This is a genomic window from Candidatus Hydrogenedens sp., from assembly GCA_035361075.1.
In the GTDB taxonomy this organism is placed as follows: Bacteria; Hydrogenedentota; Hydrogenedentia; order Hydrogenedentales; family Hydrogenedentaceae; genus Hydrogenedens.
Map to the genome: position 1 here is coordinate 20179 of DAOSBX010000005.1, position 24436 is coordinate 44614.

Annotated in this window: 26 protein-coding genes; 9 read left to right on the plus strand and 17 right to left on the minus strand. The window is 36.6% G+C overall.

Translation table 11 applies throughout. The features are described 5' to 3' along the window. Window positions 1-136 precede the first annotated feature (136 nt). Complete coding sequence (locus PLJ10_02425; GenBank protein ID HOK08497.1) at window positions 137-409, plus strand: acyl-CoA-binding protein; 273 nt, start codon at window positions 137-139, stop codon at window positions 407-409. 76 nt (window positions 410-485) lie between these two features. On the opposite strand, the gene ppdK is transcribed toward PLJ10_02425, so the two are convergent. Then, complete coding sequence (gene ppdK / locus PLJ10_02430) at window positions 486-3275, minus strand: pyruvate, phosphate dikinase (GenBank protein HOK08498.1); 2790 nt, start codon at window positions 3273-3275, stop codon at window positions 486-488. Between the two features lie 263 nt (window positions 3276-3538). Here ppdK and PLJ10_02435 point away from each other — a divergent pair, with 263 nt between their 5' ends. The 6 genes from PLJ10_02435 (at window position 3539) to PLJ10_02460 (ending at window position 10296) form a co-directional block, all read left to right on the plus strand. Beyond that, window positions 3539-5047: a hypothetical protein gene (locus PLJ10_02435; GenBank protein ID HOK08499.1), complete on the plus strand. Its 1509-nt coding sequence runs from the start codon at window positions 3539-3541 to the stop codon at window positions 5045-5047. A gap of 731 nt (window positions 5048-5778) precedes the next feature. Next, window positions 5779-6081: an Asp-tRNA(Asn)/Glu-tRNA(Gln) amidotransferase subunit GatC gene (gene gatC / locus PLJ10_02440; protein ID HOK08500.1), complete on the plus strand. Its 303-nt coding sequence runs from the start codon at window positions 5779-5781 to the stop codon at window positions 6079-6081. A 1-nt stretch (window position 6082) separates the two neighbouring features. Next, on the plus strand, window positions 6083-7558 hold the full coding sequence (gatA, locus tag PLJ10_02445; GenBank protein ID HOK08501.1) for an Asp-tRNA(Asn)/Glu-tRNA(Gln) amidotransferase subunit GatA: 1476 nt from the start codon (window positions 6083-6085) through the stop codon (window positions 7556-7558). A 16-nt stretch (window positions 7559-7574) separates the two neighbouring features. Further along, window positions 7575-9005, plus strand: coding sequence for an Asp-tRNA(Asn)/Glu-tRNA(Gln) amidotransferase subunit GatB (gene gatB, locus PLJ10_02450; GenBank protein ID HOK08502.1), 1431 nt, complete (start codon window positions 7575-7577; stop codon window positions 9003-9005). Window positions 9006-9017: 12 nt separating this feature from the next. Next, entirely contained in the window at window positions 9018-9437 is a 420-nt protein-coding gene (gene rsfS / locus PLJ10_02455; protein ID HOK08503.1) for a ribosome silencing factor, read from the plus strand. A gap of 16 nt (window positions 9438-9453) precedes the next feature. Next, complete coding sequence (locus PLJ10_02460) at window positions 9454-10296, plus strand: serine/threonine-protein kinase (protein ID HOK08504.1); 843 nt, start codon at window positions 9454-9456, stop codon at window positions 10294-10296. Between the two features lie 9 nt (window positions 10297-10305). Here the strand turns inward: PLJ10_02460 and PLJ10_02465 are convergent, their stop codons facing one another. From PLJ10_02465 to PLJ10_02515, 11 genes are all read right to left on the minus strand, one after another. Further along, on the minus strand, window positions 10306-10530 hold the full coding sequence (locus tag PLJ10_02465; protein ID HOK08505.1) for a hypothetical protein: 225 nt from the start codon (window positions 10528-10530) through the stop codon (window positions 10306-10308). Window positions 10531-10548: 18 nt separating this feature from the next. Beyond that, on the minus strand, window positions 10549-10680 hold the full coding sequence (locus tag PLJ10_02470; GenBank protein ID HOK08506.1) for a hypothetical protein: 132 nt from the start codon (window positions 10678-10680) through the stop codon (window positions 10549-10551). 95 nt (window positions 10681-10775) lie between these two features. Beyond that, window positions 10776-12605: an ABC-F family ATP-binding cassette domain-containing protein gene (locus PLJ10_02475; GenBank protein ID HOK08507.1), complete on the minus strand. Its 1830-nt coding sequence runs from the start codon at window positions 12603-12605 to the stop codon at window positions 10776-10778. A gap of 50 nt (window positions 12606-12655) precedes the next feature. After that, window positions 12656-13444: a glycosyltransferase family 2 protein gene (locus tag PLJ10_02480; GenBank protein ID HOK08508.1), complete on the minus strand. Its 789-nt coding sequence runs from the start codon at window positions 13442-13444 to the stop codon at window positions 12656-12658. Between the two features lie 40 nt (window positions 13445-13484). Then, the gene (locus tag PLJ10_02485) at window positions 13485-14564 is read right to left on the minus strand and encodes a glycosyltransferase family 4 protein (GenBank protein HOK08509.1); all 1080 of its coding nucleotides are present in this window, start codon (window positions 14562-14564) and stop codon (window positions 13485-13487) included. Further along, the gene (locus tag PLJ10_02490; protein ID HOK08510.1) at window positions 14542-15708 is read right to left on the minus strand and encodes a glycosyltransferase family 4 protein; all 1167 of its coding nucleotides are present in this window, start codon (window positions 15706-15708) and stop codon (window positions 14542-14544) included. Before PLJ10_02490 ends, PLJ10_02485 begins: the two co-directional genes overlap by 23 nt. Before the next feature lie 126 nt (window positions 15709-15834). Further along, a complete protein-coding gene (locus PLJ10_02495; GenBank protein HOK08511.1) occupies window positions 15835-16059 on the minus strand; it encodes a hypothetical protein in 225 nt (74 codons plus the stop codon). Between the two features lie 20 nt (window positions 16060-16079). After that, on the minus strand, window positions 16080-16919 hold the full coding sequence (locus PLJ10_02500; protein HOK08512.1) for a universal stress protein: 840 nt from the start codon (window positions 16917-16919) through the stop codon (window positions 16080-16082). Between the two features lie 2 nt (window positions 16920-16921). After that, window positions 16922-17554, minus strand: coding sequence for an imidazole glycerol phosphate synthase subunit HisH (gene hisH / locus PLJ10_02505; protein ID HOK08513.1), 633 nt, complete (start codon window positions 17552-17554; stop codon window positions 16922-16924). Next, entirely contained in the window at window positions 17551-18144 is a 594-nt protein-coding gene (gene hisB / locus PLJ10_02510) for an imidazoleglycerol-phosphate dehydratase HisB (GenBank protein HOK08514.1), read from the minus strand. The genes hisH and hisB overlap by 4 nt, the downstream gene beginning before the upstream one ends. Window positions 18145-18183: 39 nt before the next feature. Continuing rightward, a complete protein-coding gene (locus PLJ10_02515; GenBank protein HOK08515.1) occupies window positions 18184-18909 on the minus strand; it encodes a metallophosphoesterase family protein in 726 nt (241 codons plus the stop codon). 202 nt (window positions 18910-19111) lie between these two features. Between PLJ10_02515 and PLJ10_02520 the strand changes: the two genes are divergently transcribed. Next, on the plus strand, window positions 19112-20077 hold the full coding sequence (locus PLJ10_02520) for an EF-hand domain-containing protein (GenBank protein HOK08516.1): 966 nt from the start codon (window positions 19112-19114) through the stop codon (window positions 20075-20077). A 56-nt stretch (window positions 20078-20133) separates the two neighbouring features. Here PLJ10_02520 and PLJ10_02525 read toward each other — a convergent pair whose 3' ends face one another. Next, window positions 20134-21165, minus strand: a complete 1032-nt coding sequence (locus PLJ10_02525; protein HOK08517.1) for a lysylphosphatidylglycerol synthase transmembrane domain-containing protein — start codon at window positions 21163-21165, stop codon at window positions 20134-20136. Window positions 21166-21224: 59 nt separating this feature from the next. Next, window positions 21225-21830 (minus strand): dephospho-CoA kinase, encoded by a 606-nt coding sequence (gene coaE / locus PLJ10_02530; protein HOK08518.1) that lies wholly within the window; start codon window positions 21828-21830, stop codon window positions 21225-21227. A 128-nt stretch (window positions 21831-21958) separates the two neighbouring features. Between coaE and PLJ10_02535 the strand changes: the two genes are divergently transcribed. Then, complete coding sequence (locus PLJ10_02535) at window positions 21959-22729, plus strand: hypothetical protein (GenBank protein ID HOK08519.1); 771 nt, start codon at window positions 21959-21961, stop codon at window positions 22727-22729. On the opposite strand, the gene rimI is transcribed toward PLJ10_02535, so the two are convergent. The 3 genes from rimI to PLJ10_02550 form a co-directional block, all read right to left on the minus strand. Next, window positions 22689-23231, minus strand: a complete 543-nt coding sequence (rimI, locus tag PLJ10_02540; protein HOK08520.1) for a ribosomal protein S18-alanine N-acetyltransferase — start codon at window positions 23229-23231, stop codon at window positions 22689-22691. The two genes, PLJ10_02535 and rimI, sit on opposite strands and share 41 nt — an antisense overlap. Then, a complete protein-coding gene (gene tsaB / locus PLJ10_02545; GenBank protein ID HOK08521.1) occupies window positions 23210-23929 on the minus strand; it encodes a tRNA (adenosine(37)-N6)-threonylcarbamoyltransferase complex dimerization subunit type 1 TsaB in 720 nt (239 codons plus the stop codon). The genes rimI and tsaB overlap by 22 nt, the downstream gene beginning before the upstream one ends. Window positions 23930-24019: 90 nt before the next feature. Continuing rightward, the gene (locus PLJ10_02550; protein ID HOK08522.1) at window positions 24020-24349 is read right to left on the minus strand and encodes an HU family DNA-binding protein; all 330 of its coding nucleotides are present in this window, start codon (window positions 24347-24349) and stop codon (window positions 24020-24022) included. Window positions 24350-24436: the final 87 nt, after the last annotated feature.

The window sequence follows — 24436 nt, forward strand, 5'->3', positions numbered from 1 at the left end:
AGAAATATTATGAAAATAATGTTAAATTATACCATACTTGAGTTGACAATGGGGTATTTTTTGTTTTACCATTAAGTATACTTAATGGTAAGTATAAATAAATGAACCTTGTAAATTAAAGTGAAAGGAAAAAGCTATGTCAGAGGAATTAAAAGCAAAATTTGAACAGGCTGCTAAAGATGTAACTCAATTGTCAGAGGCACCTGATGCTCAAACCAAACTACGTTTATATGCTTTATATAAGCAGGCTTCAGAAGGGGATTGCAAAGGTTCCCGTCCTGGTATGATGGATTTTGTAGGCAGGGCTAAATATGATGCATGGAAGGCGTTAGAAGGAACATCGCAAGAACAGGCTATGCAGATGTATATTGACCTTGTAGAAGAATTGAAGGCAAACGACAAAAAATAAATAATGAGTTTATTATAGTAAAAACCGCTTCTGACAAATCAGAAGCGGTTTTTGATTTATATTTTGAAATGTAAATTTACTTTCTACGTGAGGTTTTCTTCTGCTTCTTTTTTTGTGCAGATTTGGTAGGTTTTGACGATTTATTTCGAGGAGATTCAATTTCTGCCTGTGCTGCGGCGAACCGTGCAATTGGAACACGGTAAGGACTGCAACTTACATAATTTAAGCCAACCCGATGACAGAACTTAACTGAAGAAGGTTCGCCACCATGTTCACCACAGATACCACATTTGAGGTCGGGGCGTGTGGCTCTTCCTTTTTCTACAGCCATTTGAATAAGTTGTCCAATTCCCTCTTGGTCTAAAACTTCAAATGGGTCTGCAGGCAGGATTTTTTTCTCTAAATAAATAGGAAGGAAACTACCAATATCATCGCGGGAGAAGCCGAAGCCCATTTGCGTAAGGTCATTTGTTCCGAAACTAAAGAATTCGGCAGTTTCTGCAATCTTATTTGCAGTCAAAGCGGCTCGTGGCACTTCAATCATAGTGCCGACCATGTAATTAATCTTTACACCCATTTCTTTCATGACATCTTTTGCTACTTGATGAATGATAGCAACTTGATTGTCTAATTCTTGTTTTGTTCCGACAAGTGGAACCATAATTTCTGGAAGGACCTTCATTTTTTGTTTAATTAAGGTTCCAGCAGCTTCAAGGATAGCACGGGCTTGCATTTCTGTGATTTCTGGATAGGTGATACCTAAACGGCAACCACGATGTCCTAACATGGGGTTCATCTCGTGGAGTTTTTCAACGCGTGCTTTGATTTCGTCAACGGTTACACTGCAAACCTTTGCAAGATTTTGAAGTTCTTCAGGGTCTTCTAAAAGGCTCCCCACGAACTCATGTAAAGGCGGGTCAAGCAGACGAACAGTTACGGGTCTACCATTCATAGCTTTGAAAATACCAATGAAATCTTCTTTCTGGAAAGGTAAAAGTTTCATAACGGCAGAACGACGTTCTTCTTGATTTTTAGCCAGAATCATTTCACGCATATGAATAATTCGTTCTGGCTGGAAGAACATGTGTTCCGTGCGTGCTAAACCAATACCTTCCGCACCAAATTCTACTGCTTTTTCTGCATCATCTGGACGCTCCGCATTTGTACGAACTTTTAATACACGAATTTCATCAGCCCATTTCATAATAGAGGCAAACCATTTATTTTTCTCTGGTTGAGCAGGGATAACCTTGAGGGCACCTTTGTAAACTTTTCCGAGGCTACCGTTCATGGAAATCCAGTCTCCCTCTTTCAGGACTTCACCAGCGACATAGATTTCTTTCTTTTCAAGGTTAATATGTAAACTGCCACAACCTACGATACAGCATTTGCCCCAGCCACGAGCGACTAATGCAGCATGAGAGGTCATACCGCCTCTTGCTGTTAGAATGGCTTCTGCTGCATGCATACCGTGGACATCTTCGGGGGAGGTTTCTTCACGAACAAGGATAACTTTTTCACCTTTCTTTGTCCATGCTTCTGCATCATCTGCAGTTAACACGATTTTACCTACCGCACCACCAGGTCCTGCGGGCAACCCTTTGGCAAGAACTTTTGCTTTTTGTTCGTCTGCAGGGTCTAACATCGGGTGTAGAAATTCATCAAGTTGTGTTGGTTTCACACGCATGATGGCTGTTTTCTTATCAATCAATTTTTCATTTACCATATCTACAGCGATTCGGACTGCAGCCATACCAGTACGTTTCCCAGTGCGTGTTTGTAACATGTAGAGTTTACCTTCTTCGATAGTAAACTCGATGTCTTGCATATCTTTGAAGTGTTTCTCTAATTTATTACGAATAGCAACTAATTCTTTGTATGTTTTAGGTAATAATTTTTCCATCGATGGCAGGTGTTGGTTTTCTTGGCTTTTTGTGGCTTCATTTAATGGATACGGTGTTCGAATGCCAGCAACAACGTCTTCGCCCTGTGCGTTGATGAGCCATTCACCATAGAATTTGTTTTCACCTGTAGCAGGATTACGTGTGAATGCAACACCTGTTGCAGAGGAATCACCTAAATTACCAAAGACCATAGATTGTACATTTACCGCTGTTCCCCAATCATCGGGAATTTTCTCAATACGACGATAAGCAATAGCACGTTTCCCATTCCAAGATTGGAATACCGCTTTGATTGCACCCCACAACTGCTCATTGGGGTCATCTGGAAATTCTTTCTTTAATGTATTCTTAACAATTTGCTTAAATTTTTCGCTTAATTCTTTCAAATCATCTGCGGTAAGTTCCGTATCCAGTTTTACACCTTTTTGTTTTTTCATCTCTTCCATTGCCGATTCCATTTGTTTGCGGACTGCCAACTCTTCTTTTTCAGGTTCAATGCCTGCTGCTTTTTCCATCACGACATCGGCATACATCATAATGAGACGACGATAAGAGTCGTATACAAAACGTTCATTTTTAGTTTTTTCAATGAGTCCTGGAATTGTTTTAGAGCAAAGACCAACGTTTAATACCGTTTCCATCATTCCTGGCATTGATATTCTCGCCCCGGAACGAACAGATACTAATAAAGGATTTTTAGGGTCACCAAATTTTTTACCCATGATTTTTTCTACTTTTTGCATCGCTTTATTTACTTCATCAATAAGAGAAGAAGGGAGTTTCCCTTTATTAGCGTAGTATTCAGTGCACATTTCCGTTGAGATTGTAAATCCAGCAGGAACAGGGATACCTAAACTTGCCATTTCAGCAAGATTGGCTCCTTTTCCACCGAGGATTTCTTTCATGTCGGCTCGGCCATCTGCCTTACCTCCACCGAAGAAATATACATACTTCTTAGCCATAAAAATTTATCTCCTTTTGTTTAAGGTTTGTTGTTAGAGTTTAGAAATATAGACGCATCGATTTTTGGCAAAAACTAAAAACCCCTTACTTCTTTGGGATTATAATAGAAAATTGTGGAAATGTTTATTTATGCAAACAAAATAGGGATATGATATTATAATACTTTTAGATGATGATTATCAACATAAATAGACTAATCAAACAAATCAATAAAATCTTTAATTTTTATAAGTATGTTTTTATAAATTAGGGTTAAAGGTAGATGTCTGTTCAAACACAAGAAGGAAGTGAAAATAATAAATTAACCGAGTCAAAGGTAGTATGGTATAAAAATCCAGCATTTCATTTTGTAGTTATTTTTTTTGTTGTGGTAGTAATTTTCTTGACAGCTTATCGGTACTTAGTGCAGACGACATGGAATGATTGGTATTTATTCACTTTGGCAACAAATACAGCTCGTGTGCTGAATTGGATTGGTGATGAAGCAGCATTAGAGGGAATCCCACAAAGTCAGAGTCCAGAGGAAATACGAGCATGGCTTTTAGCATGGTCAAGAGGTGCTTCGCACCCTGAACCATCGGACTATCTTAACGTTCCCAAAGGTCCTTTGACTGCATGGGAACAATGGTCGTATCGGGCTCAGAAATCGAGAAAGCAAAGTATTCAGACAAAGATAGGTCCGAGGGTTGTTTTCACTTTAAAAGCGGGATTGCTTCAAAAAATAGCGAATATGGAAAAGAAAATCGATTCGGTAAAAAATGACCCCAATTTGTCCGAACCGGAAAAAGCAAGTTTATTAGCAAAATATAATGATGAATTACAAGCGTTGCAGTTGGAGTATAGGAATTCACAGAATGACCCTAATAAAGTAAAGAATATTCATGGATACATATTTCCATTCATTATCATTTCGGAATGTGGAGCCATTGAAATTATGGCTATTTTCTTTGCTGCGGTTATTGCATTTCCTACATTACTACGAAAAAAACTTTTGGGAATAATTATTGGAATTCCATTAATGTATTTTGTAAATATTTTTCGTCTTAGTTTTTTGGCGATTGTAGGTGCATTGAACTCAGGAGGTAAATGGTTTGAATTCTTACATTATTATGTATGGCAAGCGGTATATATTGTTTTTGTTGTTGCTGTGTGGCTTGCATGGATAGAGTTTGTTGTTTATGCTGAAACAAAAGAAGGACTTTCCACTCGTGAACGATTAGCTCAAATCTTTCAACGAAAAACATTAGCCCCATTGTTCCAGACATTTATGTTTTGTTTGAAATTTATACTTGTTGTTGTTCCATTAGTTTGTATTTGGTGGGCTATGATACCTATTTATGGCTGGCTTTTAGTCCAAATATCTGGTGCCATTTTAAAATTTGTTATGGGCGTACCTATTGTCGCTGGTGGAATTCGACCTTCTGGTTTCTTAAACACTGCTTCTTTGATATATTTTGTGATTCAAGGATATGAGTTTGAAAAATCTTCGCCTATAGCTTTATTGATTACGAACTTACCACCGTTTATTTCCTTAATACTTATAACAAGAGTAGGATGGGTGAGCAGGTTGAAGAAAGCATTATTAGGCTCAATTATTATTATTATGGGACATATCCTATTTATTGTGATTGTGCTTCGGTATCAAGAAGTTTTAAAGGCATATAGTGAATTGCCTATGGCTGTTATTCAGTTCTACCTTACTATGCCATTTATGCTGTGGATTGCGATGGTTTTCAAGGAGCGATTCTTAAACAAAGAAACAAAAAGATAAATTATTTTCGGTAATTATTTATTCCATCCAATCCATCAAGAGGATTAAGGTTAAAATAAACTCATAAAACGCATTATTTCTATGCTTATGCCGAAACTCTAATTTTTCCAAGTAATACTTTAAATACTTCCTACTTACGCAGTGAAACTTCAGCAAACATTCCTTCATATAACTCCAAAAAACATCTGTACCATTGATATATACCCTCCATTGGTAAACCCCTGTCCCACATCTATCCGTGAATACCTAAAATGTTCACCATGTATTACAAGAGTATCATAGACTTTATATTGGGTTAATATTTATAATGCCCCTTTTAATCTTTTATGACTATAGGTGTAGCATTTGTAAATACATTTTCTTATCCAACCTATTCATTTAGACTTGCAGAATGGACAGTCTTTGATAGAGATATATGGTTATGGGTAGATACATGCGTCTGCCCCTACAATAGTTTGTAATGTAGCGGGAATATCTTTGCTCCTGAAAGGAGGGTTCGTAGAACAATCATTGTATTTTATGATACCATTTGTTTTTTTGGAGATGGGATGCTTTCTTTATAGATTGTTTCTGTAGAGAGGAATAGAAAAACAAAATATATTCGTGTCTTTTTATGTCATGTGTAGTGGAGAAACAAGAAAGTTGTTTTTATTGTGGTGGTGTTATACATAGAAAGAGAGAGGTAAAATATGGTATTCTATTGGCAAACAAGAGATGTTAGGGAAAGGAATATGGAAAAGAAAAAGATTACACGAGAAGAAATACATCATATTGCTGATTTGGCTTATTTATTTTTAGATGATGAGAAAGCGGAAAAATTGGCACTTGATTTATCGGAAATTATTGGGTATGTAGAGAAGTTAAATGAGTTGTCAACCGATGATGTGGAGCCGATGATGCATGCAGTTCCGCTGGAAAATATATTAAGAGAGGACGATGTAAAACCTTCGATTGAACGTGAGGATACGTTTCGTTGTGCTCCTTTGCACGATGGTGAGTATTTTTTAGTGCCTAAGATTTTGGAGGTGGATTAAGATGCAGGAGAAGTGGTGGGCAAAAACAGCTACAGACATTAGTGAGCATGTCCGTAAGAAAGAAGTATCCCCTGTGGAAGTTGTTCAGGATTTTTTGGAACGTATTCAGGAAGTAGATAGTAAGGTTGATGCATTTACTCAAGTTTGGAGTGATTATGCTCTTCAGCAGGCGAAGTCATTGGAGGAAAAAGTAGTGAAAGGGGAACCTCTTGGACCTCTTGCTGGGGTTCCTGTCTCAATAAAGGAGGTTATTTGTACACGAGAAGGATTTACAACCTGTGCTTCAAAGATACTTGCGGGTTATCGTAGTCCTTATGATGCGACAGTGGTTAATAAGTTGAGGGATGCGGATGCTATTTTTATTGGTAAAGTAAATATGGACGAGTTTGCCATGGGTTCTTCAACTGAAAATAGTTCAATTAAGTTGACGCGGAATCCGTGGAATCTTGAATATGTGCCAGGAGGTTCAAGTGGTGGTTCTGCAGCCTCAGTGTCTGCAGAAGAGTGTGTTGTGTCATTGGGAAGTGATACAGGAGGTTCTATTCGCCAGCCTGCTTCTTTTTGTGGATGTGTGGGATTAAAGCCTACCTATGGCAGAGTTTCACGATTCGGATTAGTAGCATTTGCGTCGTCATTAGACCAAATTGGTCCGCTGAGTAAAAATGTTTTGGATAGTGCTGTAGTTTTGTCTGTTATCAGTGGGAAAGACCCAAATGATACGACTTCTGTTGACCTTCCACAAGTTGATTTTGCGGAAAAGATAAGAAAAGGTGTGAAACCGACATCCCTGCGAATTGGATTACCGAAGGAATATTTTACTGGGGATTTGAATAAAGAAGTAAAGGAACTTATTTTGAAAGGTGTTCAGGTTTTAGAGAAGCAAGGAGCATCTGTGGTAGAAATATCACTTCCGCATACGGAGTTTGCAGTTTCAACGTATTATATTATTTGTACGGCGGAAGCAAGTGCGAATTTGGCGAGATTTGATGGGGTTCGTTATGGTTTTCGACATCCGGAGACGAGTGATATTATAGAAATGTACAAACGTACGCGTAGTGAAGGTTTTGGACCTGAGGTGCAGAGGCGTATTTTGTTAGGGACGTATGTCTTGTCCAGTGGGTACTATGATGCATATTATTTAAAGGCACAAAAAGTTCGCAAATTAATCACTCAAGATTTTCAGAAGGCATTTCAGGATTGTGATGTTATTGTAGGACCGACTTCACCCACCCCTGCGTTCCGATTTGGAGAAAAAATTCAGAATCCTTTGGAAATGTATTTGAGTGATATATATACCATATCTGTTAACTTGTCAGCGTTACCGGCAATTTCTGTTCCATGTGGATTATCTAAAGAAGGTTTGCCGGTAGGGATGCAGTTTATTGGTAAACATTTTGATGAAGAAAATCTATTATCGGTGGCGTATCTATACGAAGTCAATTGTGAACAGAATCTTGGTTCGCCACCTATAAATTAGAGGGAATAACAAGCGTATGGAATATGAGCCAGTTATAGGAATGGAAGTTCATGTAGAAATTGATACAAAGTCAAAAGCGTTTTGTTCTTGTAGCACAAATTTTCATGCTCCACCTAATACACAAGTATGCCCCATTTGTTTGGGTATGCCTGGTGTTTTACCTGTTTTAAATAAGGCGTTTGTAGATAAAGCGATTGCAGTAGGTTTAGCATTAAATTGTTCTATTGCTTCATGGTCGAAAATGGATAGGAAAAATTATTTTTATCCTGATTTGCCGAAAAACTATCAAATTAGTCAATATGATTTGCCTCTATGTCGGGATGGCTATTTAGATATAGATGTGAATGGTGTCTCAAAGCGGGTCAGAATTTTACGTGCCCATCTTGAAGAAGACACAGCACGAAATACGCATGATTTAGGCGGTGGATATAGTGGAATTGATTTTAACCGTAGTGGAGTTCCGTTGTTAGAAATAGTGACTTATCCTGATTTAAGGTCTTCCGAGGAGGTTTTTGTTTTTTTGAATGAGCTCAAACTTTTGTTAGAGTATTTAGGAGTTAGTGATTGTAATATGGAAGAAGGTTCATTGCGTGCAGAGGCAAATGTTAGTGTTCGTGAAAAAGGGGTTGAGACATTGGGTGTGAAGACAGAGATAAAGAATGTGGCTTCTTTTAGTGGTGTAGTTAAAGCGATAGATTATGAAATAGAACGGCAAATTAATCTTATCCGTGCAGGAGAGAAGATAATTCAGGAGACAAGGGGTTGGGATCCTGACCGTGGAGTAACTTTTTCACAACGGCATAAAGAGTCTGCTCATGACTACCGTTATTTTCCGGAGCCGGACCTTGTTCCTTTGGCTGTTTCTAAAGAATGGGTAGACAAAATCCAAAATGAGATGCCTGAACTGCCTCAAGCAAGGAGAAGACGTTTTCAGGAACAGTATGGTTTGTCTCAATATGATGCTACTGTTTTAACAGCAACGAAGGAAATGGCAGATTATTACGAGAAAACAGTGAAATGTGGAGCTGACCCGAAGCAATCAGCAAACTGGATACAGGTTGAGTTGCAAGCAGTACTTACTTATGAAAATTCTACCATTGAACAATCTCCTGTTAAACCTGAGCATATAGCCGAACTTATTTCATTAGTAAAAGATGAGGTTATTAGCGGTAAGATTGCGAAAGAAGTGCTACGGAAAGTTTTTAAAACGGGAAGGAATCCACAAGAGATTATAAAAGAAGAAGGTTTAGTTCAAATAACAGATGAAGGTGCAATACGTAAGGTAATAAGAGAAGTCATAAATGCAAACGTTTCTCAGGTAGAACAATATAGGAGTGGGAAGACGAAGTTATTTGGTTTCTTTGTGGGTCAGGTTATGCAGAAAACAGGTGGTAAAGCCAATCCGAAAATGGTAAATGATATACTAAAAGAAGAACTTGAAAGGTAGAGGATTTTAAGAGTGCAAAAGAAAAGTTCGACAATAACTAATGTGTCCAAACGACGGCGTAAGCCATCATCTCTTACTGTGGCAAGAGCCATTGCTCGTGTTGCTGCAGAGAAAAAAGCAAAAGACATAAAGGCATATGACGTAGAAGGGTTGACCTTGATTGCTGATAGTTTTGTTCTTTGTACAGTTATGAGTGAGCCTCAACAAAAAGCGGTATTTAATTCGGTTTATGAAGAATTAAAGGAGAAAGGAATTACCCCTTTATCGACTGAAGGGGGCTTCCAGGATAATTGGATGGTTATGGATTATGGCTCGGTTGTTTTTCATATTTTCCGTCAGAAAGCAAGAGATTATTATGACTTAGATGGGATGTGGGGTGATGCACCCACGTTAGACTTAAAATTTAAAAAGGGTAAACACGAGGAAGAATAAAAGGAGTAATTATTGTATGTCGGATTCTTCCTATGCTCCAGACCGTTCACAATTATATCATGTTCGGTTAGTACGAATATTAGGACAGGGGGGAACGGGTATCGTATATCAGGGAGTTGATACTAAGAAAGGGGAACCAGTTGCAGTCAAATTATTCCGTGAGAATTTTTTTAGGAATCGATTACATTTATTGGATTTAGTTCAAAATGTGAAGAAATTTAAGAAGTTAAGGCATCACAATTTGGTGCAAATCTATGATTTTATTGATGGGGACGAAGGGCGATGTATGCTTATGGAGTTTGTGGATGGACCTAATTTGAGATGGTATCTTAATAATAGACCTTGGAATTTACAGGAGAGGGTTAATATTGTTGTTCAAGTATGTATAGGTTTACAGTTTCTTCATGATAATGGTTTTGTGCATCATGATTTTAAGCCAGCGAATGTTCTTTTCACAAGAAGAGGTCTGGTGAAGATAGCAGACTATTCGTTGTTCGGTAATAACTTCATATTAGAACTTTTGGATAGAAATATCAGCCAGCAGATAACCCCAATGTTTGTAGCACCTGAAGTTATTAGGGGTGAACGTGTAACTCCAAAGTCAGATTTATATTCCTTAGGTATTACGATGTATATGATGTTTACAGAAAAGCTACCTTTCCCAGTGGATAACCTACAGCAGTTGTATTATTGTCATGTGAATGTGATGCCTGAACATCCTTCTACCGTTAATCCTCGTTGTCCGATTGCTCTTGGCGATTTGATTATGAAGTTGCTATCTAAAAAACCAGAGAACCGTTTTCGCGATTGTGATGAATTGAGAATCGCCCTTACCAATGTAACACAAAGTAGAATTTAGGTTAGGGTGTTATACTCCAGTTGTTGTTTCACCTGTTATTGTTCCAGTATCTACGTTCGTGTCTGTATCTGTAGTTTCACCTGTAGGACCTGTGGCTTTCCATGGTGATTGGCGTGGAACCAATAACAGTCTGTCTATTATATCTGTTGTGGCTTGGAGCTTTATCTGAAAATTGCTGACCTGAGCCACGGCGGGAATAGTTGTAATTGTGAATATATGTTTGTTCTTTTTCATCTATAGAACCCTTTTTAATCAAGATGTTTTAATAAAAATAAATTCAATAATTTGGTCAGTAAGTTTTACTAAGAAATCTTTCCATGCTTGAAAATTGCTTACCACCTGCATTTTTGCGGGTTTCCGTGTCAAAACTCGGAGATGTTTCATTTTTTAATGCTCCTTTTATTTCAATAATAATACTACTATTTTTATCAAAATAGTATCAAAATGTCAAGTTTTTATTTAATAATATAATATATACTTTATTCTATCAATGTTTCCCATTCGTTGTAAAGTGAGTTAAGCAGTTCTTTTTTTATTTTTAAGTCTTGGTTGAGTTCCTTAATTCTTTGGAAATTTTTTGGATCTACGTTTGAGAAAGACATTTCTAACTCTTCAATTTCATTTTCTAATATTTCAATTTGTTTTTCGAGTTCTGCTCTTCGTCTTTCTTTTTTTCGTTGTTCGCGTTTTTCCTTTTTAGCTTCTTCAATGAGTTCTATTTTATCTGTTCGTGATTTTCTATTATGTGTAGGGGTTGATTCTGTCACTGTAACGTTTTTTTCTCTCCACAAATAGTGAGAGTAGTTGCCCCAGACCACTTCTGTTTTGTTTTCTTTGAGGACAATAAGCCTGTTGACGATTTGATCTAACAATTCACGGTCATGGGTTACGAGAATAATAGAGCCGTCAAAGACTTGTAGTGCGTTTTCCAGTGCTTCTCGTGAGGCGAGGTCCATGTGGTTTGTCGGTTCATCTAATAGAAGTACATTAGGTTTTTGTAGAATAAGTTTTGCTAAAGCAAGACGACTTTGTTCGCCTCCACTTAATGTCTTTACTTTTTTAAATACATCATCTCCATGAAACAGGAAAGCACCTAAAAATGTCCGAAGTGATGATGCTAATATTTCAGGGGCTATATGTTGAACTTCCTGAATGACTTCGTTTTCCGGATTTAAATTATGATGGTGTTGGTCATAGTATCCAATTTTTACATTATGTCCAAAACGAATAGTGCCCCCAGTTCCCTTGTGTTTACCGAGAATATGTTTTATTAAGGTTGTTTTTCCTGAACCATTGGGACCGATAATGCCCATTCGCTCATTTCGGTATAACTGGAATGTTACGTTGTTGTAAAGGACTTTGTCGCCGTATTGCATACTTAAATTTTCTGCATGAATAATGAGATGTCCGCTTTGTTTATTAGATTGAATTTGAAAATTTATTTTAGGGTCTACTTTTTTTGGCTCATTAACCAACGTGGTTTTACTGAGTTGTTTAATACGACTCTGGACTTGCCGTGCCCGTGTTTTTTTATATCGGAAACGTTCAATCCACTCTTCTTGTTTTCTTAATTCTTTTTCTTGTCGTTCATATAATTCTTGTTGTTTTAGGTATACTTCTTCTTTTGCATTACGATACTCTTCATAGGAACCAGGGTAAGATGTAATTTTTCCATTTTCGAGTTCTAAAATTCGTGTGGGGAATTTTGAAAGTAAACGTTGGTCGTGTGAGATTAGGATGATGGTTTTATTTGAAGAGATGAGGAAATCTTCAAGCCATTCTTTCCCTTCAATGTCTAAATAATTATCTGGCTCATCTAAAAGTAGTACATCAGCATCTTGAAGTAGAGATAGGGCTAATAATAAGCGTGTCTGTTGTCCACCACTTAATTCATGAAATTTTTGTCCCCAATTTTCGTGAGTGAATCCTAATCCAGTTAGAATTTTTTTAATAAGAGATGGATAATGATACCCACCATGTAAATGATAGAAGGATTGTAACTTTGCATATTCATTAAGTAATTCTGTTTGCCCTTGAGATATTTTAGTTTCCAGTATTTTTAACTGTTTTTCCACTTCCTTTAATTCATTAAAAGAGGTCTCTGCAATTTCGAGTAAAGTTAAGTTTGGTGGGAAAGATGGAATTTGTTCAAGATAAGAGATGCGTGTGTTTCTTTGACGTTCAATGATACCGCGGTCAGGTTCCAGTCGGTTTGCAATTAATTGAAACAAGGTTGTTTTTCCACATCCGTTTCGCCCTACAAGTGCAATATGTTCTCCTTGGTCTACCTGAAAATTTACATTATCCAATACAACTTTTCCTGGGAATGACTTGTAAATATTTTCAAATCGGATTAAACTCATACGTTTTTGTTATGACTGTAGTGTTTTTCCCCGTGTTTCCGTTGGATATCCCATAGTTTTGCATATTTTAGATATACAGAGAAGGCAGAAAGTCCACATAGAACCAAGCCGTGATAACCATCAAGAAAACCACGGCGTATAAAATACATTTTAATAAATCTCGCGATAGGTCGAAGTGTGAGGTCTACCCATGAGGTTCGTTTTCCCCGTTCATAGGCATCTTCTGCACCCCATGTTGTAAAACGGTGAGCGGTTTTTAAGTATTCATCAAAATTTCGGTAGGTATCATGGTACATTACTTCATGAATATATCCGCAGGAACCATCAACAATAACATGGCTGTGAACTCGTTGTTTTTTATATCTGCCTTTTGCTGTGCGAAACAAGCGAAGATTGTAATCTTTATGCCAGCCACAATGTTTTATAAGTTTGCCGAAGAAGTATGACATTCTACGAATATAATAACCATCGAGGCTGTTTGGGTCTTTTATTATTTCTTGTATTTTTTTTGCGAGTTCTGGAGAAACCCACTCATCTGCGTCTAATACGAGTGTCCATTCTGTAGTGATTTGTGGAATTGCCCAATTTCTTTGGTCTGCAGCGTTAATATATTCGTGGACTACGACATGATTTGTGTATTTCTTTACTAACTCTTCTGACCCATCATTTGTGTTTGGGTCTACTACGCAAAAAATATCGTCAGCCCAGGCGACGCTCTCAAGACAACGAGGTAATCGGTCACCTGCATTTGGAATTAATGTTAATATGGTGATACCTGGTTTCATAGTATTGTTCGTAGTTGGTTTTAAACCTATTTATAAATAGTTATTCTATCAATTTTTGATATACCGAAATTGTTTCCTCAACCATTCTTTGAACAGTAAAATAATCTTCAATATGTTTTTTTCCTTGTTTTGCCATATCTAAAGCTTTTTGTGGATTTTTTAAGATGTAGGTTATTGCTTCGGCAAGTAATGTAGGATTTTGTGCTGGCACTAATAGACCTGTTTTATTGTTTATAACCATTTCAGGGACGCCACCTGCTTCTGTTGCTACGACAGGTTTCTCACAAGCTAATGCTTCGAGCACGGAGGTACCTAATCCTTCTGACCAACTTGAAGAGACATAGACATCAGACATTTTTATAATCTGAGGGATATCTTTCCTATAGCCTAATAGTAAAACGTTTCCTTCTAAGTCATTCGCCGTTATTTCTTTTTGGAGAGTTTCTTTTAAGGGTCCATCCCCAGCAATTAAAAGCATACAGTTTGGAATTTGTTTTAGTACTTTCTTAAAAGCTTTTATCAGTGTAATTTGGTCTTTATGTGGAACGAGTGCTCCTGCATTGAAAAGAACATAGGTATTATTATCAATATTAAAGTTGCTTTTTGAATATGGTTGATTTTGAATATGAGATAAATCAATTGAACTTCTAACGACACAAATTTTTTGTTCAGGGATATTGTTTTCTTTTAGGATTTTTGCTACATAAAAAGAAACGGGTAGAATTATATCTACATGGTTATATTTCCATTTTGACACGAAATTATTGTGTGGTGGGAAACTAACACGTCGAGACACAACAATTTTAGGTTTATTATAAAAAAGTTTTGATATTATGGCTATAGAATGGGCATGGCTTGTATGTGCATGAATGATGTCAATCTTTTCTTTTTTTGCTATTTGTGCTATTTTCCATGCAGAATATAAATCAAATTCAGAGGAAAGTGGAAGGGTAATTGTTATCACGCCTGAAATCGTATTTAACTTTTTTATAAATTCACTGTCTTTTTTACCGACGGCAAAAATTTTGAAACCTTTATTAATTAGACCTTGAATAAGCCAGCATGCTTGTTGTTCACCACCTCTCCATGTCATTTGTTCATCTATGTGTAGTACGTGCATGAAAATACTCCAGAGCATGAAAATATGCTTCTATCGTTTTATTTATGAATTGTTCAAGGCTAAACATATTGATAGCACGTTTTTGTGCATTTATTCCCATGCTTTCACGTAATTCGGGATTCTTTACCAGTTCTTTAATTGCCTTTGCCAAAGGTTCTACGGTTCCTGCTGGGACAATTATTCCTTCAATGCCGTCTGATACTATTTCTGGTAAGCCACCGTAATTAGATGCAATAACAGGTTTTGCCTCTGCCATGGCTTCTTTAAGGCTGAATGAAGATGTGTCGCAGTCAATTGAGGGTAGTACTGCAATATCAAAAGCCTGGGTGCAGAACGCCATATCTTTCCGATAGCCTGCAAAAACAACCCTGTCTGTTATTTCTAAGTCTTTTACCTGTTTTTTTAGTTCCTGCTCGAGTGAGCCAGCCCCTAATATTAAAACCTTAACCTCAGGACATTCAGAGGCAATACTTTTTATTGCCTGCAATAAGAAGGTGTGTCCTTTTGCAGGAGTTAATCGTGCGGAGATTCCACAAACAACATCGGTTTCTTTAAATCCAAATTCGAGTCGTGCTTTTTTTCGCATAACCTCATCAGGCTTAAATTCGGAGATATTAACACCGTTATGGATAGAACAAATCCGATTTTCTGGAAAGTTGTTTTGTTTAATTAGGTTTTGCCGAACCATTTCGCAAACAGCGATGTGGTAATCAGTACATTTAAAGTTTAACCATCGATTAAAATAATGATTTTTTAATGGGTATGTGTTATGACGTGTTCGAACAAGACAAAAACGATGTGATAAAAGTTCATTTGCGATGGCAGAAGTCCAGTGGTCTTGAGAACCATTTGCATGAATTATGTCTGGTTTTAAGTTGAGAAGGAGATTTTTGAATGTGCGAATGTCTTTTAACCATGACTGGGGTCTTAAACCACCTTTGAAGTTGAAAATGTTTAAAGGAATGTATTGAAATGTTTTTGAGAATTCAACGAAAATGCTTTCTTTTATACATCCAACGTAAACTTCGTGCCCTTGCTGTGTTAAACCATTGGCAAGTCTACAAATATATGTAATTTGCCCTCCACCTTTAATATGTGGGTCGGTGAGTAAGATTTTTAAAGGTTTTTTATCTTTTGTCATCATTTTGATTTATATTTTAAACGAATAAATTTAATAATCATAACTTAAGGGGGAAAAAATCATTTTATTATACTCAAAAGTGAAGCAGGAATGGTGTTATTTAGGTTTATTATTTTATTGAAGAGGAAGTTAATTATTTTCAGGGGTGGTATTTGTTTGTTCCGTTTGTTGAGGCTCTAATGTGATGTCATTCTGATTATTTAAGGGAATTTCTTCTATTTTTTGGGATTCCTTAAGGATTTCAGAAACTTTTTGATTTACATCATCGAGATATTGAATGGCACTGTTAAGCTCTTGTTCAATAGTTTCTAATGTCTCATCTTTGTTCATTTTAATTATTTTTTTCTTTTTCATAGAAAATCCTTTTTCATACATTATTTAAGTCTTGTTAGTAGTACTGGACATTCAGCTGTATGAATAATGGAACTGGTATTACTACCTAATAACCATTCATGAACGCGGTTTTTTCCAAAGGCACCCATAGTTACAATTACAGGGGAAACTTCTTTGATTATATTTAATATTCCATTTACTGGTGAGTTATCACGGATAAGATGAGAAGTTAGATTCACTTTATTTGCTTCGAGATAACTGATAGCTTCATTTATAACTTCTTCTTCTGGTGGGTTTGATACATGGACAACATGGCAATTGGTATTCCAGAGTTTTGTTAGTTCAGCGGATATACGTAATGCTTCTCGAGCGGAAGAAGAACCATCGTAAGCAAGAAGGATAGGTCCTGGATGAAATTCAGACTGATTTGTGATAATCACAGGTCTTTTGGAACGGCGTATTACCGCATGTGTTGTCCCTCCCATGAATCCATCTAACCAACGGGTGTGTTCCCCAGATTTAACCAAAATTAAAATATCACATAGTTCGCTATGTTGTAATATACTGCTGGAAACAATGCCAGTTGTAAGAATTTTTTCACAAGGAACATTGTTCTTAATGCATTCCTCTTCACAAACATTAAGATATTGCATTCCACGTTCTTCTAATAGTGTTCGTATCTGATTTTGGTAGTTTGTCCATGGAGTCATGCCTAATACAGTTCCGACATCGCGAAATAAAGGACCCTCTAACAATTTAATATCAACTACATGTATAAGAATAATCGTTCCGTTTTGTTTTTTTGCCCAATTTAATGCATATTTAAACCCTTTCTGGGCTTGTTCACTACCATCTATGGGCACTAATATTCGCTGGAACATTGTTATGATTTATTTCTCCTAATGAATTCACCAAAATTTTTTAGGATGTTAAGTCCGAATTGCTGACTTTTTTCGGGATGGAACTGGACGCCCAAGACTGCTTTGTCTCCAACCATGCATGGAAATGTAATACCGTATTCACAGGTTGCCAGAATGATGGATTTATCCTCTGGTTTGGGGTAGTAGCTATGAACAAAATAGGCATACCCACCTGAATTGTTAGGTAGTAGGGGATTGGTTTTGTCCTTTACGGGTTGGACAAAATTCCATCCCATGTGTGGAACTTTCAGTCCAGTAGTCTCAGTGGGAGGGAAACGAACTACACCTCCTTTAAAGATACCTAAACCTTCTGAGCCTCCACCTTCTTCACCATATTCGAAAAGTAATTGTAAGCCTATACAAATACCGAGAAGAGGTTTCCCAGTTTGAACGAATTCTTTAACTGGTTCAACGAAGCCTTTACGTTTTAAGCCCTCATAACAATCGCGAAACGCACCGACGCCTGGTAATACAGCCGCATCAGCTTTTATTAAGTCAGATGGGTTTTCAGAAATTATTGCATCTAACCCAACTTTTTCAAGTGCTTTTTGAGCACTTCTTAAATTTCCCATTCCATAATCGATAATAAGAATCATGAGTCAATGATACCCTTTGTCGAGGAACCATATTTAATGTAATTTGGGTTTTCTTGAATGGCGTTTAAGAATGCCTTTGCGAAGGCTTTGAAGATAGCCTCAATGCAATGGTGTGTATTTTTTCCATATCGCAATAGTATATGAAGAGTTATTTTAAAATGGTTTGTGAAAGCCTTGAAGAACTCTTCTGTAAGTTCAATATCGAAGTTACCCAGTTTTACATGTGGAAGTTCAGCGGAAAAATAAAGGTATGGTCTTCCGCTTAGGTCTATCACAACTTCTGATAATGCTTCATCCATTGGGATGACTGCATGCCCAAAACGATTCCTTTTCTCCAAATCAGTAAAAAGTTGAGCACATGCTTTTCCGAGACAGATGCCAACATCTTCTACGGTATGGTGTGCATCGACATTTAAATCTCCCGTTGCTTTTAATTTTATATCGATACCAGCATGTCTTGAAAATAGTGATAGCATATGGTCTAAAAAACCAACACCTGTATTTATTTCAGATATTCCTGTTCCAGGGTAGCCAAGAATTAAATCAATTTCTGTTTCTTTTGATTTTCGATGGACTTTTGTTTCTGACATGATGATGTCCTTTTTTTATTATTAAAAAAATGATACGGTTTATCTACCATGATGTAATCGTTCAGCGAGGAATGGGTGTAGGCTGGCTTCCAATACCTGTTGGGCAGTAACTTCAATATTGTATTCAATTCGGATTTGACGATAGGTAATGGTTTCTGTATCTAAAATTCCAAAAGAAGCACGTGCATCCCCATCTCGTGGTTGTCCAACAGAACCTGGATTTATAAAATATGTTTTTCCATCTTTTAGTTTGAATGTGCCATCTTCGTCAATACTATATGTTCCTTCTGAGGAAATAACACTGGGAATATGAGTATGCCCATAAAAACACAAAGTTACATTTTGTTCTTCGAAAAAATATAAAAATGGAGGGACATCTTCCCATGTGAAGATGTAAGTATTATGATTTTTGGGGGCACCATGAACTGCGGCAAAATCTCCAAAATTTAATGTGTCTGGTAATCGTTGTAGCCATTCGCGATTTTCTTCAGTTAGTTCCCTTCGAGTCCATAAAATTGCAGGTAGAGCAACCGCATTAAAACCCCAAGGTTCTTCTAACTCACATGCGACAGCATCATGGTTGCCAAGGATGGTTGGTATATCTCTTTCTTTGAGAATGTTAATACATTCATTTGGAGATGCGTTGTATCCAACAACATCTCCTAAGCATACAATCCGTTCTATTTTCTCTTTATCAATAGCATCTAATACTGTTTTTAATGCTTCAGCATTAGCATGAATATCGGAAATTATTGCGTATAACAATGATACACTCCACGTTACAGAATAATCTTAACAATTTTATTTGTATAAATCTGGCCAATGTTATTATTTCTTAATATTTTGCAAAAAAACGGGTATAACTTTCAACAATGAGACTTATTGGAACTTTTTGTTTTTTGTAGTGTTTATTATTATGAAGTATCGAAGAATGAAAAGTAAAACTTAAACAGAAGGAGTTTATGTTATGAGCAAAAGAACAACATTATTAATCACTACTGGGATATGCCTTTTATTTGTTGTGGGTTGGGCTATGGCTCAGCCTCCAGCTAACCCTCCACAAGAACCTGCTCCACAGTCTGCTGGAAATGTGCAGAATCCACCACCTCCTCCATCTCCGCCACTACCGCCTGGACCACCTCCGAAACCGGAGAATGTTTTTAAGCAGGCGGACAAGGATGGGGATGGAAATCTAAGTTTAGAAGAGTTTAAAAATTTACATTTAAATCGTAGACCAGGAGCCAAACCCCTACCTCCGAATAAGATGGGTCCTCCTAACAATCAACAAAAAGGCAAAAAAGGTGGTGGACCCCCTGCTAACGCAGGACAATGTATGGCAGGACAACCTATGCAGGGTGCAGGAAATCCTCCAGGGAAAGGAGCTGGTAAAATGCAGAAAGGGCAGGCTCCTGGTGAAGGGTTACGTATTAAGGCTGAAGAAATATTTAAGGGAGCAGATAAAAATGGTGATGGAAAACTTACTCTTGATGAATTCAAAACTATAAGACCCCCACGTCCACCTCAACCTCCTGCTCCTGGGCAAGGAGGACCAAAGGGAAAACCCTCTGCTGAAGGCCCGAGACCTGGTGGACCGTGGACCCTTGATGCTATGAAAGAGGCGGATAAGGATGGAGATAAGAAGGTCACTTTAGATGAACTAAAAGCAGTTAGACCACGTATGAATGAAGAGCGATTTAAGTTAATGGATGCGAATAGCGATGGTTTCTTGACAGAAGAGGATATAAAAGCATGGCCACAGGTAATGCAGAATAAATTTAAGGAATTTGATACAGATAAGGATGGAAAATTATCTCGGGATGAAATCAAGAAGATGTTTCCAAATATGAGTGATGAAGCATTTAAACGTAAAGATTTAAATCAGGATGGTTATTTGTCGCTTGATGAATTAAAACTACGTCCACAGAAAAATTAGGAACCTGATTGACCCGATATTTTAAGCTCCTTTGGGGATATTGCAAAATATCCCCATTATTTATTTTTAGGTGTGTTAGTAATGGGTGAGAATTGTTCAATATAAATACAAAGGAGTCCAACGCTAACCACACTTAGGAAATTGGCACCATGAGCTAATATAGCGATAGCCCTTGCAATGTTAATATCGATATTAGGGACTGTTAGAAATAGCCCACCCATAACACCGACATGAAATTGTCCAATAAAGCCTGGTGCTCCTGGAACACTAATTAAGAATGAAATTAAAGCGATACTTACAGGAGGAGTATACCATGGATATTGAACATTAAATGCTTTGAATAGAAAAATGTAGGATAACCAAAAACATCCCCATGTGAGACATGAAAAGAAGACAGCCCCGATAATCGCTTTAGTATCTTTTATCATGCTTATGGCTTCTCGTATATTTTTAACTAAATGGGTTAAAAAAAGGATAAGCCGTTCACCTAATATCTTTTCAGCAATTTTTATGTGTTGTAGAAATCGGTTGGAATATAGATAAAAGAATATACATAGTCCAAATATTAGACCAATGATAGTTAATGTGATGATGGCAGCTTTTTGGATTAGATTGGCAGGTAAAGTGATGTTAAAAATTTCGGGTGGTAATGTAATGTCCTGTTTTGGATGGAAACCGATAAGGGCAAAGATTAAGATGACAAGCAAACCAAGCAAATCTGTGGTGCGGTCTAATGCGACATACGTTAGACTTTTTGACAACGGGATTTGTGTAAACTTAGTTAGTGCTCCAGCACGAACTGCTTCACCGATTCTTCCTGGGAGTAAAAAATTTGCCAGAAATCCTATTTGTGTTGATGTAAACAAGTGTCTGAAAGAAGCCTGGTCATTGCTGTTTACTATAAAATGCCAACGAATAACCCGTGTCACAAAAGAAATCAGGATTGTACCGATACATAATAGAAAAAGCCATAGATTGCATGTTTTGATAGCATTCCATAGCTCTGTAAAATTTGTTGTTCTGAATACAATCCAGAGCAGAAAAATTCCTATTGCTGTTGCTACAAGAAAACGAATGATTTTACGCATATTTGAAGTGTATTTGTTAGTTTGATTTGTAGAAAGTATACAGGATTAAGGGTTGTTGATTATAATTTGAATCGTTTTAGTTCTTCTACTAAAGTAGACGTCACCTGATTTTCTAAATCTTTTAGGTCACCATCATTTGTGATAATCCAATTTGCTATTTTTCTTTTGCTTTCTGGGTCTTTTTGGGCTTTGATACGTTTAAGTGCATCGTCATACGTTAATTGTCTATTTTTCATGAGACGCTGTATTCTGACTTCCTCTGATGAGGTTACTAATATAAGTCCATTTAACCAAGGAGGTAATGTTTCATCATCTTCTCCGATGAGTGCGGATTCAATAATAACGATATTAAAGCCCTCATTTTTTGCTTGTTGTATCATTTCTGCTATTTTAGTGATCACATGTGGGTGAATAATTTTATTAATTTCTCTCCTTTTCTCTGGGTCTGAAAAAACAAAATCCCCAAGTTTATTACGGTCTATTTCTCCATTGGTAAGAATATCGCCCCCAAATTTTTCTACAAGGGTATTTTTTATATTTTTGTCTAATAATATTGTATGTGCGATATTATCTGAGTTAACAATATAGAAGTTGTGTTTTTTGAGGATACTTGCAACTTCGGATTTTCCACTTGCAATACCACCTGTAAGTCCTATAATTAGCATGATTTTCTCTTTTATATTTAAATATGATGTTCGTTAATCATTTTGATATAGAATGATTATAAAAAAATGATGTGTTTTATGTATAGGTAGATAGTATAATAAATTATGATGATTTGGAAAGAAATAACATGATAAATCTATCTGCACCTTTTTCTTATGAAGCAATACCTCTTATTAAGGCTATTGAGAATCATCCTTCAATTCACTTTGAATGGGGTGAATGGCAAGAAGTAAAGCGAGATTTTAAAGAAAATAAAGTTGATGGGATACTATGTCCGCCTTTAGAAGTGTTGGAATTCCCTGGAAGTTTTGTAATACCAGGAGTTGGTATTGCTTCCTGTGGAAAAATACCATCTCCTTTTTTATGTTCTTCATATTCTATTGATAGTTTAAGGAAAATAGTTGTGAGTAGTAAGTTTGATTATTGGAAAAAATGGTTAGAAATTATATTTAAGATTATGACTAAATCGCCTATAGATGTTTTTTCATATGATAAATATCCTTATGAAGATGATGTGGGTTACTTGCTTGATGTATTGGAATTTAATAATGAGAACGTAAGATTTCAGAATAGATACAATTTGGGAAGTTTGTGGAAGAAGATTACTTCATATCCTTTTGTTTGCTGGGTATGGTTATGTCATGGAAACTCAAATTATAAACAAATACGTAGTGTGCTTGGCTATATATGGGATGTGGCTAAAGAAAATTTGAAAAGTTATCAGAGAGGAAATATGATAGAAAGCGAATTATTGGATTCTCAGAGAAATACATTCTCAGATTTAGAGGATGTTTATTATAGTCTTGCCTCATTAGAATTTGAAGGTATGCATTGGTTTATAGAAGAAGGAAAACGGGTTAAAGTTGTTCCGGAGGAGTCAGAGTTTCATCTTTGTTGAAAGATATATCTGAAGAAGGTTCATATAACTTTTTTTCCATTACAATTGCATCCTCTTGTGTTCTCACATAATATTTGTAGCGAATACCAATTGTTTGAAACCCCATTTTTTCATATAAACAGCGTGCAGGATGATTACTTTCTCTCACTTCCAAGATTATTTTTTTGGCGTGTTCTTTTTTGACTTGACTAAAAATAAAATTCATAAATAATGTTCCCAGTCCTTTTCTACGGTATTCTGGTGCAACAGTAAATTTTGTAATATGTGCTTCATCTGCCCCTAACCAATACCCAGCGTAACCAATTAAATTGTCCTCGATAAAGAATACAAAAAACTTGCCCATTTGATTATCTATTTCAGGCAAGAAAAGTTCTCTTGACCATGCATCGGGGTACGACATGACCTCCAATGAGTGAACCCTATCTACATGTTCCTCTTTCATGAGATATATCTTGATTTGGGTATTATCAGGTCCAATTATTATGTCGAAAGGTTCTGACATTTTCTTCTTTTTTCTTCAGGTTGTGATAAACGAAGATATATTGGAAGTATCTCATCTATATCTTTTCTGTATCCTTGCTCCCAAAGCATTAACGCTTCAATACCAACTGTTGTTGCACGTGGATGACTCCACCAATCTTCGCCCTGGATGACATCAGGGATAGATTCTTGAATATTTTTTTGATATAGATTGGCACCTTCACCGAAGATATAAATAGGGAATGGAGACGAGTCTTTGCATGTTCTCAATAAATTTAGAAATTCTTCTATACTTCCTAAAAAATTTTCGTATACTTTTTGTCTCTCTCCTTTAGTAAATTGATAAATCCCTGCGTAAACTTCTTTCATACGAGCATCAAGAATGGGGCATACAATCGCATTGTAAAAGGGGGCTAATCGTGTCATTGCGTCTAATGTGGATACACCTACGAGTGGAATATTCTTTGCAATAGCGAGCCCTTTCCATGTGGCAAGCCCTATTCTTAACCCCGTAAAGGAACCAGGACCTAAGGACACAGCCAATAAATTTACATCATCAATAGTTAGTTGAACTTCATCAAAAAGAGATTGAACTATGGGAATTATTCTTTCTGAATGTTTTTTCCCAGCACAAATAGAAATTTCCCCTAATGATTTGTTTTTATTGAGCAACGCTACGGTATTTACGTCTGTGCTTGTGTCTACTGATAAAACTATCATATTTAAAATAAAATACCTTTTTATTAAATTAATTATGATAAGTTCATATATTAAAAAATAAATTATCTAAATTAGAGGAGATTTGTTTTCTTATTTGTTTAAGGTGTTTGATAAATTCTTAATTAACATTTTAAGTTCTTTTCCCGCCTTGAAAGTTACTACATAGCGGTTAGGTACTTCAACGACTTCGCCTGTTTTCGGATTTCTGCCCTTTCTTGGGGCTCTTTTTTTTACATCAAATACACCAAAATTGCGTATTTCCCATCGTTTCCCTTTGCCCAGACTGTTTACAATAATTTCCAATGCGGTATCGATGGTTTTGGCAACATCGCTCTGGGTAAACCCCAATTTTTCAGAGACGAGATTGACCAAATCTTTTTTGGTCATGGTGTTTGACTGCATTTCATTTCCAGGTTCCATTATTGGACTCCTTATGTAAGGTTGTTTTTTTCATAATCTAATTGTAAAATGTATTTAATCACTAATTATATTATATATTCAAATATT

Coding starts and splice junctions, on each gene's coding strand:
- gatA (HOK08501.1), top strand. CDS start 6,083: ATGCAGGAGAAGTGGTGGGCAAAAACAGCTACAGACATTAGTGAGCAT.
- ppdK (HOK08498.1), bottom strand. CDS start 3,275: ATGGCTAAGAAGTATGTATATTTCTTCGGTGGAGGTAAGGCAGATGGC.
- PLJ10_02535 (HOK08519.1), top strand. CDS start 21,959: ATGATAAATCTATCTGCACCTTTTTCTTATGAAGCAATACCTCTTATT.
- PLJ10_02490 (HOK08510.1), bottom strand. CDS start 15,708: ATGATGACAAAAGATAAAAAACCTTTAAAAATCTTACTCACCGACCCA.
- PLJ10_02500 (HOK08512.1), bottom strand. CDS start 16,919: ATGTTCCAGCGAATATTAGTGCCCATAGATGGTAGTGAACAAGCCCAG.
- gatC (HOK08500.1), top strand. CDS start 5,779: ATGGAAAAGAAAAAGATTACACGAGAAGAAATACATCATATTGCTGAT.
- hisB (HOK08514.1), bottom strand. CDS start 18,144: ATGTCAGAAACAAAAGTCCATCGAAAATCAAAAGAAACAGAAATTGAT.
- coaE (HOK08518.1), bottom strand. CDS start 21,830: ATGCTAATTATAGGACTTACAGGTGGTATTGCAAGTGGAAAATCCGAA.
- hisH (HOK08513.1), bottom strand. CDS start 17,554: ATGATTCTTATTATCGATTATGGAATGGGAAATTTAAGAAGTGCTCAA.
- PLJ10_02520 (HOK08516.1), top strand. CDS start 19,112: ATGAGCAAAAGAACAACATTATTAATCACTACTGGGATATGCCTTTTA.
- PLJ10_02485 (HOK08509.1), bottom strand. CDS start 14,564: ATGCACGTACTACACATAGATGAACAAATGACATGGAGAGGTGGTGAA.
- PLJ10_02550 (HOK08522.1), bottom strand. CDS start 24,349: ATGGAACCTGGAAATGAAATGCAGTCAAACACCATGACCAAAAAAGAT.
- PLJ10_02435 (HOK08499.1), top strand. CDS start 3,539: ATGTCTGTTCAAACACAAGAAGGAAGTGAAAATAATAAATTAACCGAG.
- PLJ10_02525 (HOK08517.1), bottom strand. CDS start 21,165: ATGCGTAAAATCATTCGTTTTCTTGTAGCAACAGCAATAGGAATTTTT.
- PLJ10_02470 (HOK08506.1), bottom strand. CDS start 10,680: ATGAAACATCTCCGAGTTTTGACACGGAAACCCGCAAAAATGCAGGTG.
- PLJ10_02495 (HOK08511.1), bottom strand. CDS start 16,059: ATGAAAAAGAAAAAAATAATTAAAATGAACAAAGATGAGACATTAGAA.
- PLJ10_02465 (HOK08505.1), bottom strand. CDS start 10,530: ATGAAAAAGAACAAACATATATTCACAATTACAACTATTCCCGCCGTG.
- rimI (HOK08520.1), bottom strand. CDS start 23,231: ATGTCAGAACCTTTCGACATAATAATTGGACCTGATAATACCCAAATC.
- PLJ10_02480 (HOK08508.1), bottom strand. CDS start 13,444: ATGAAACCAGGTATCACCATATTAACATTAATTCCAAATGCAGGTGAC.
- gatB (HOK08502.1), top strand. CDS start 7,575: ATGGAATATGAGCCAGTTATAGGAATGGAAGTTCATGTAGAAATTGAT.
- tsaB (HOK08521.1), bottom strand. CDS start 23,929: ATGATAGTTTTATCAGTAGACACAAGCACAGACGTAAATACCGTAGCG.
- PLJ10_02460 (HOK08504.1), top strand. CDS start 9,454: ATGTCGGATTCTTCCTATGCTCCAGACCGTTCACAATTATATCATGTT.
- PLJ10_02425 (HOK08497.1), top strand. CDS start 137: ATGTCAGAGGAATTAAAAGCAAAATTTGAACAGGCTGCTAAAGATGTA.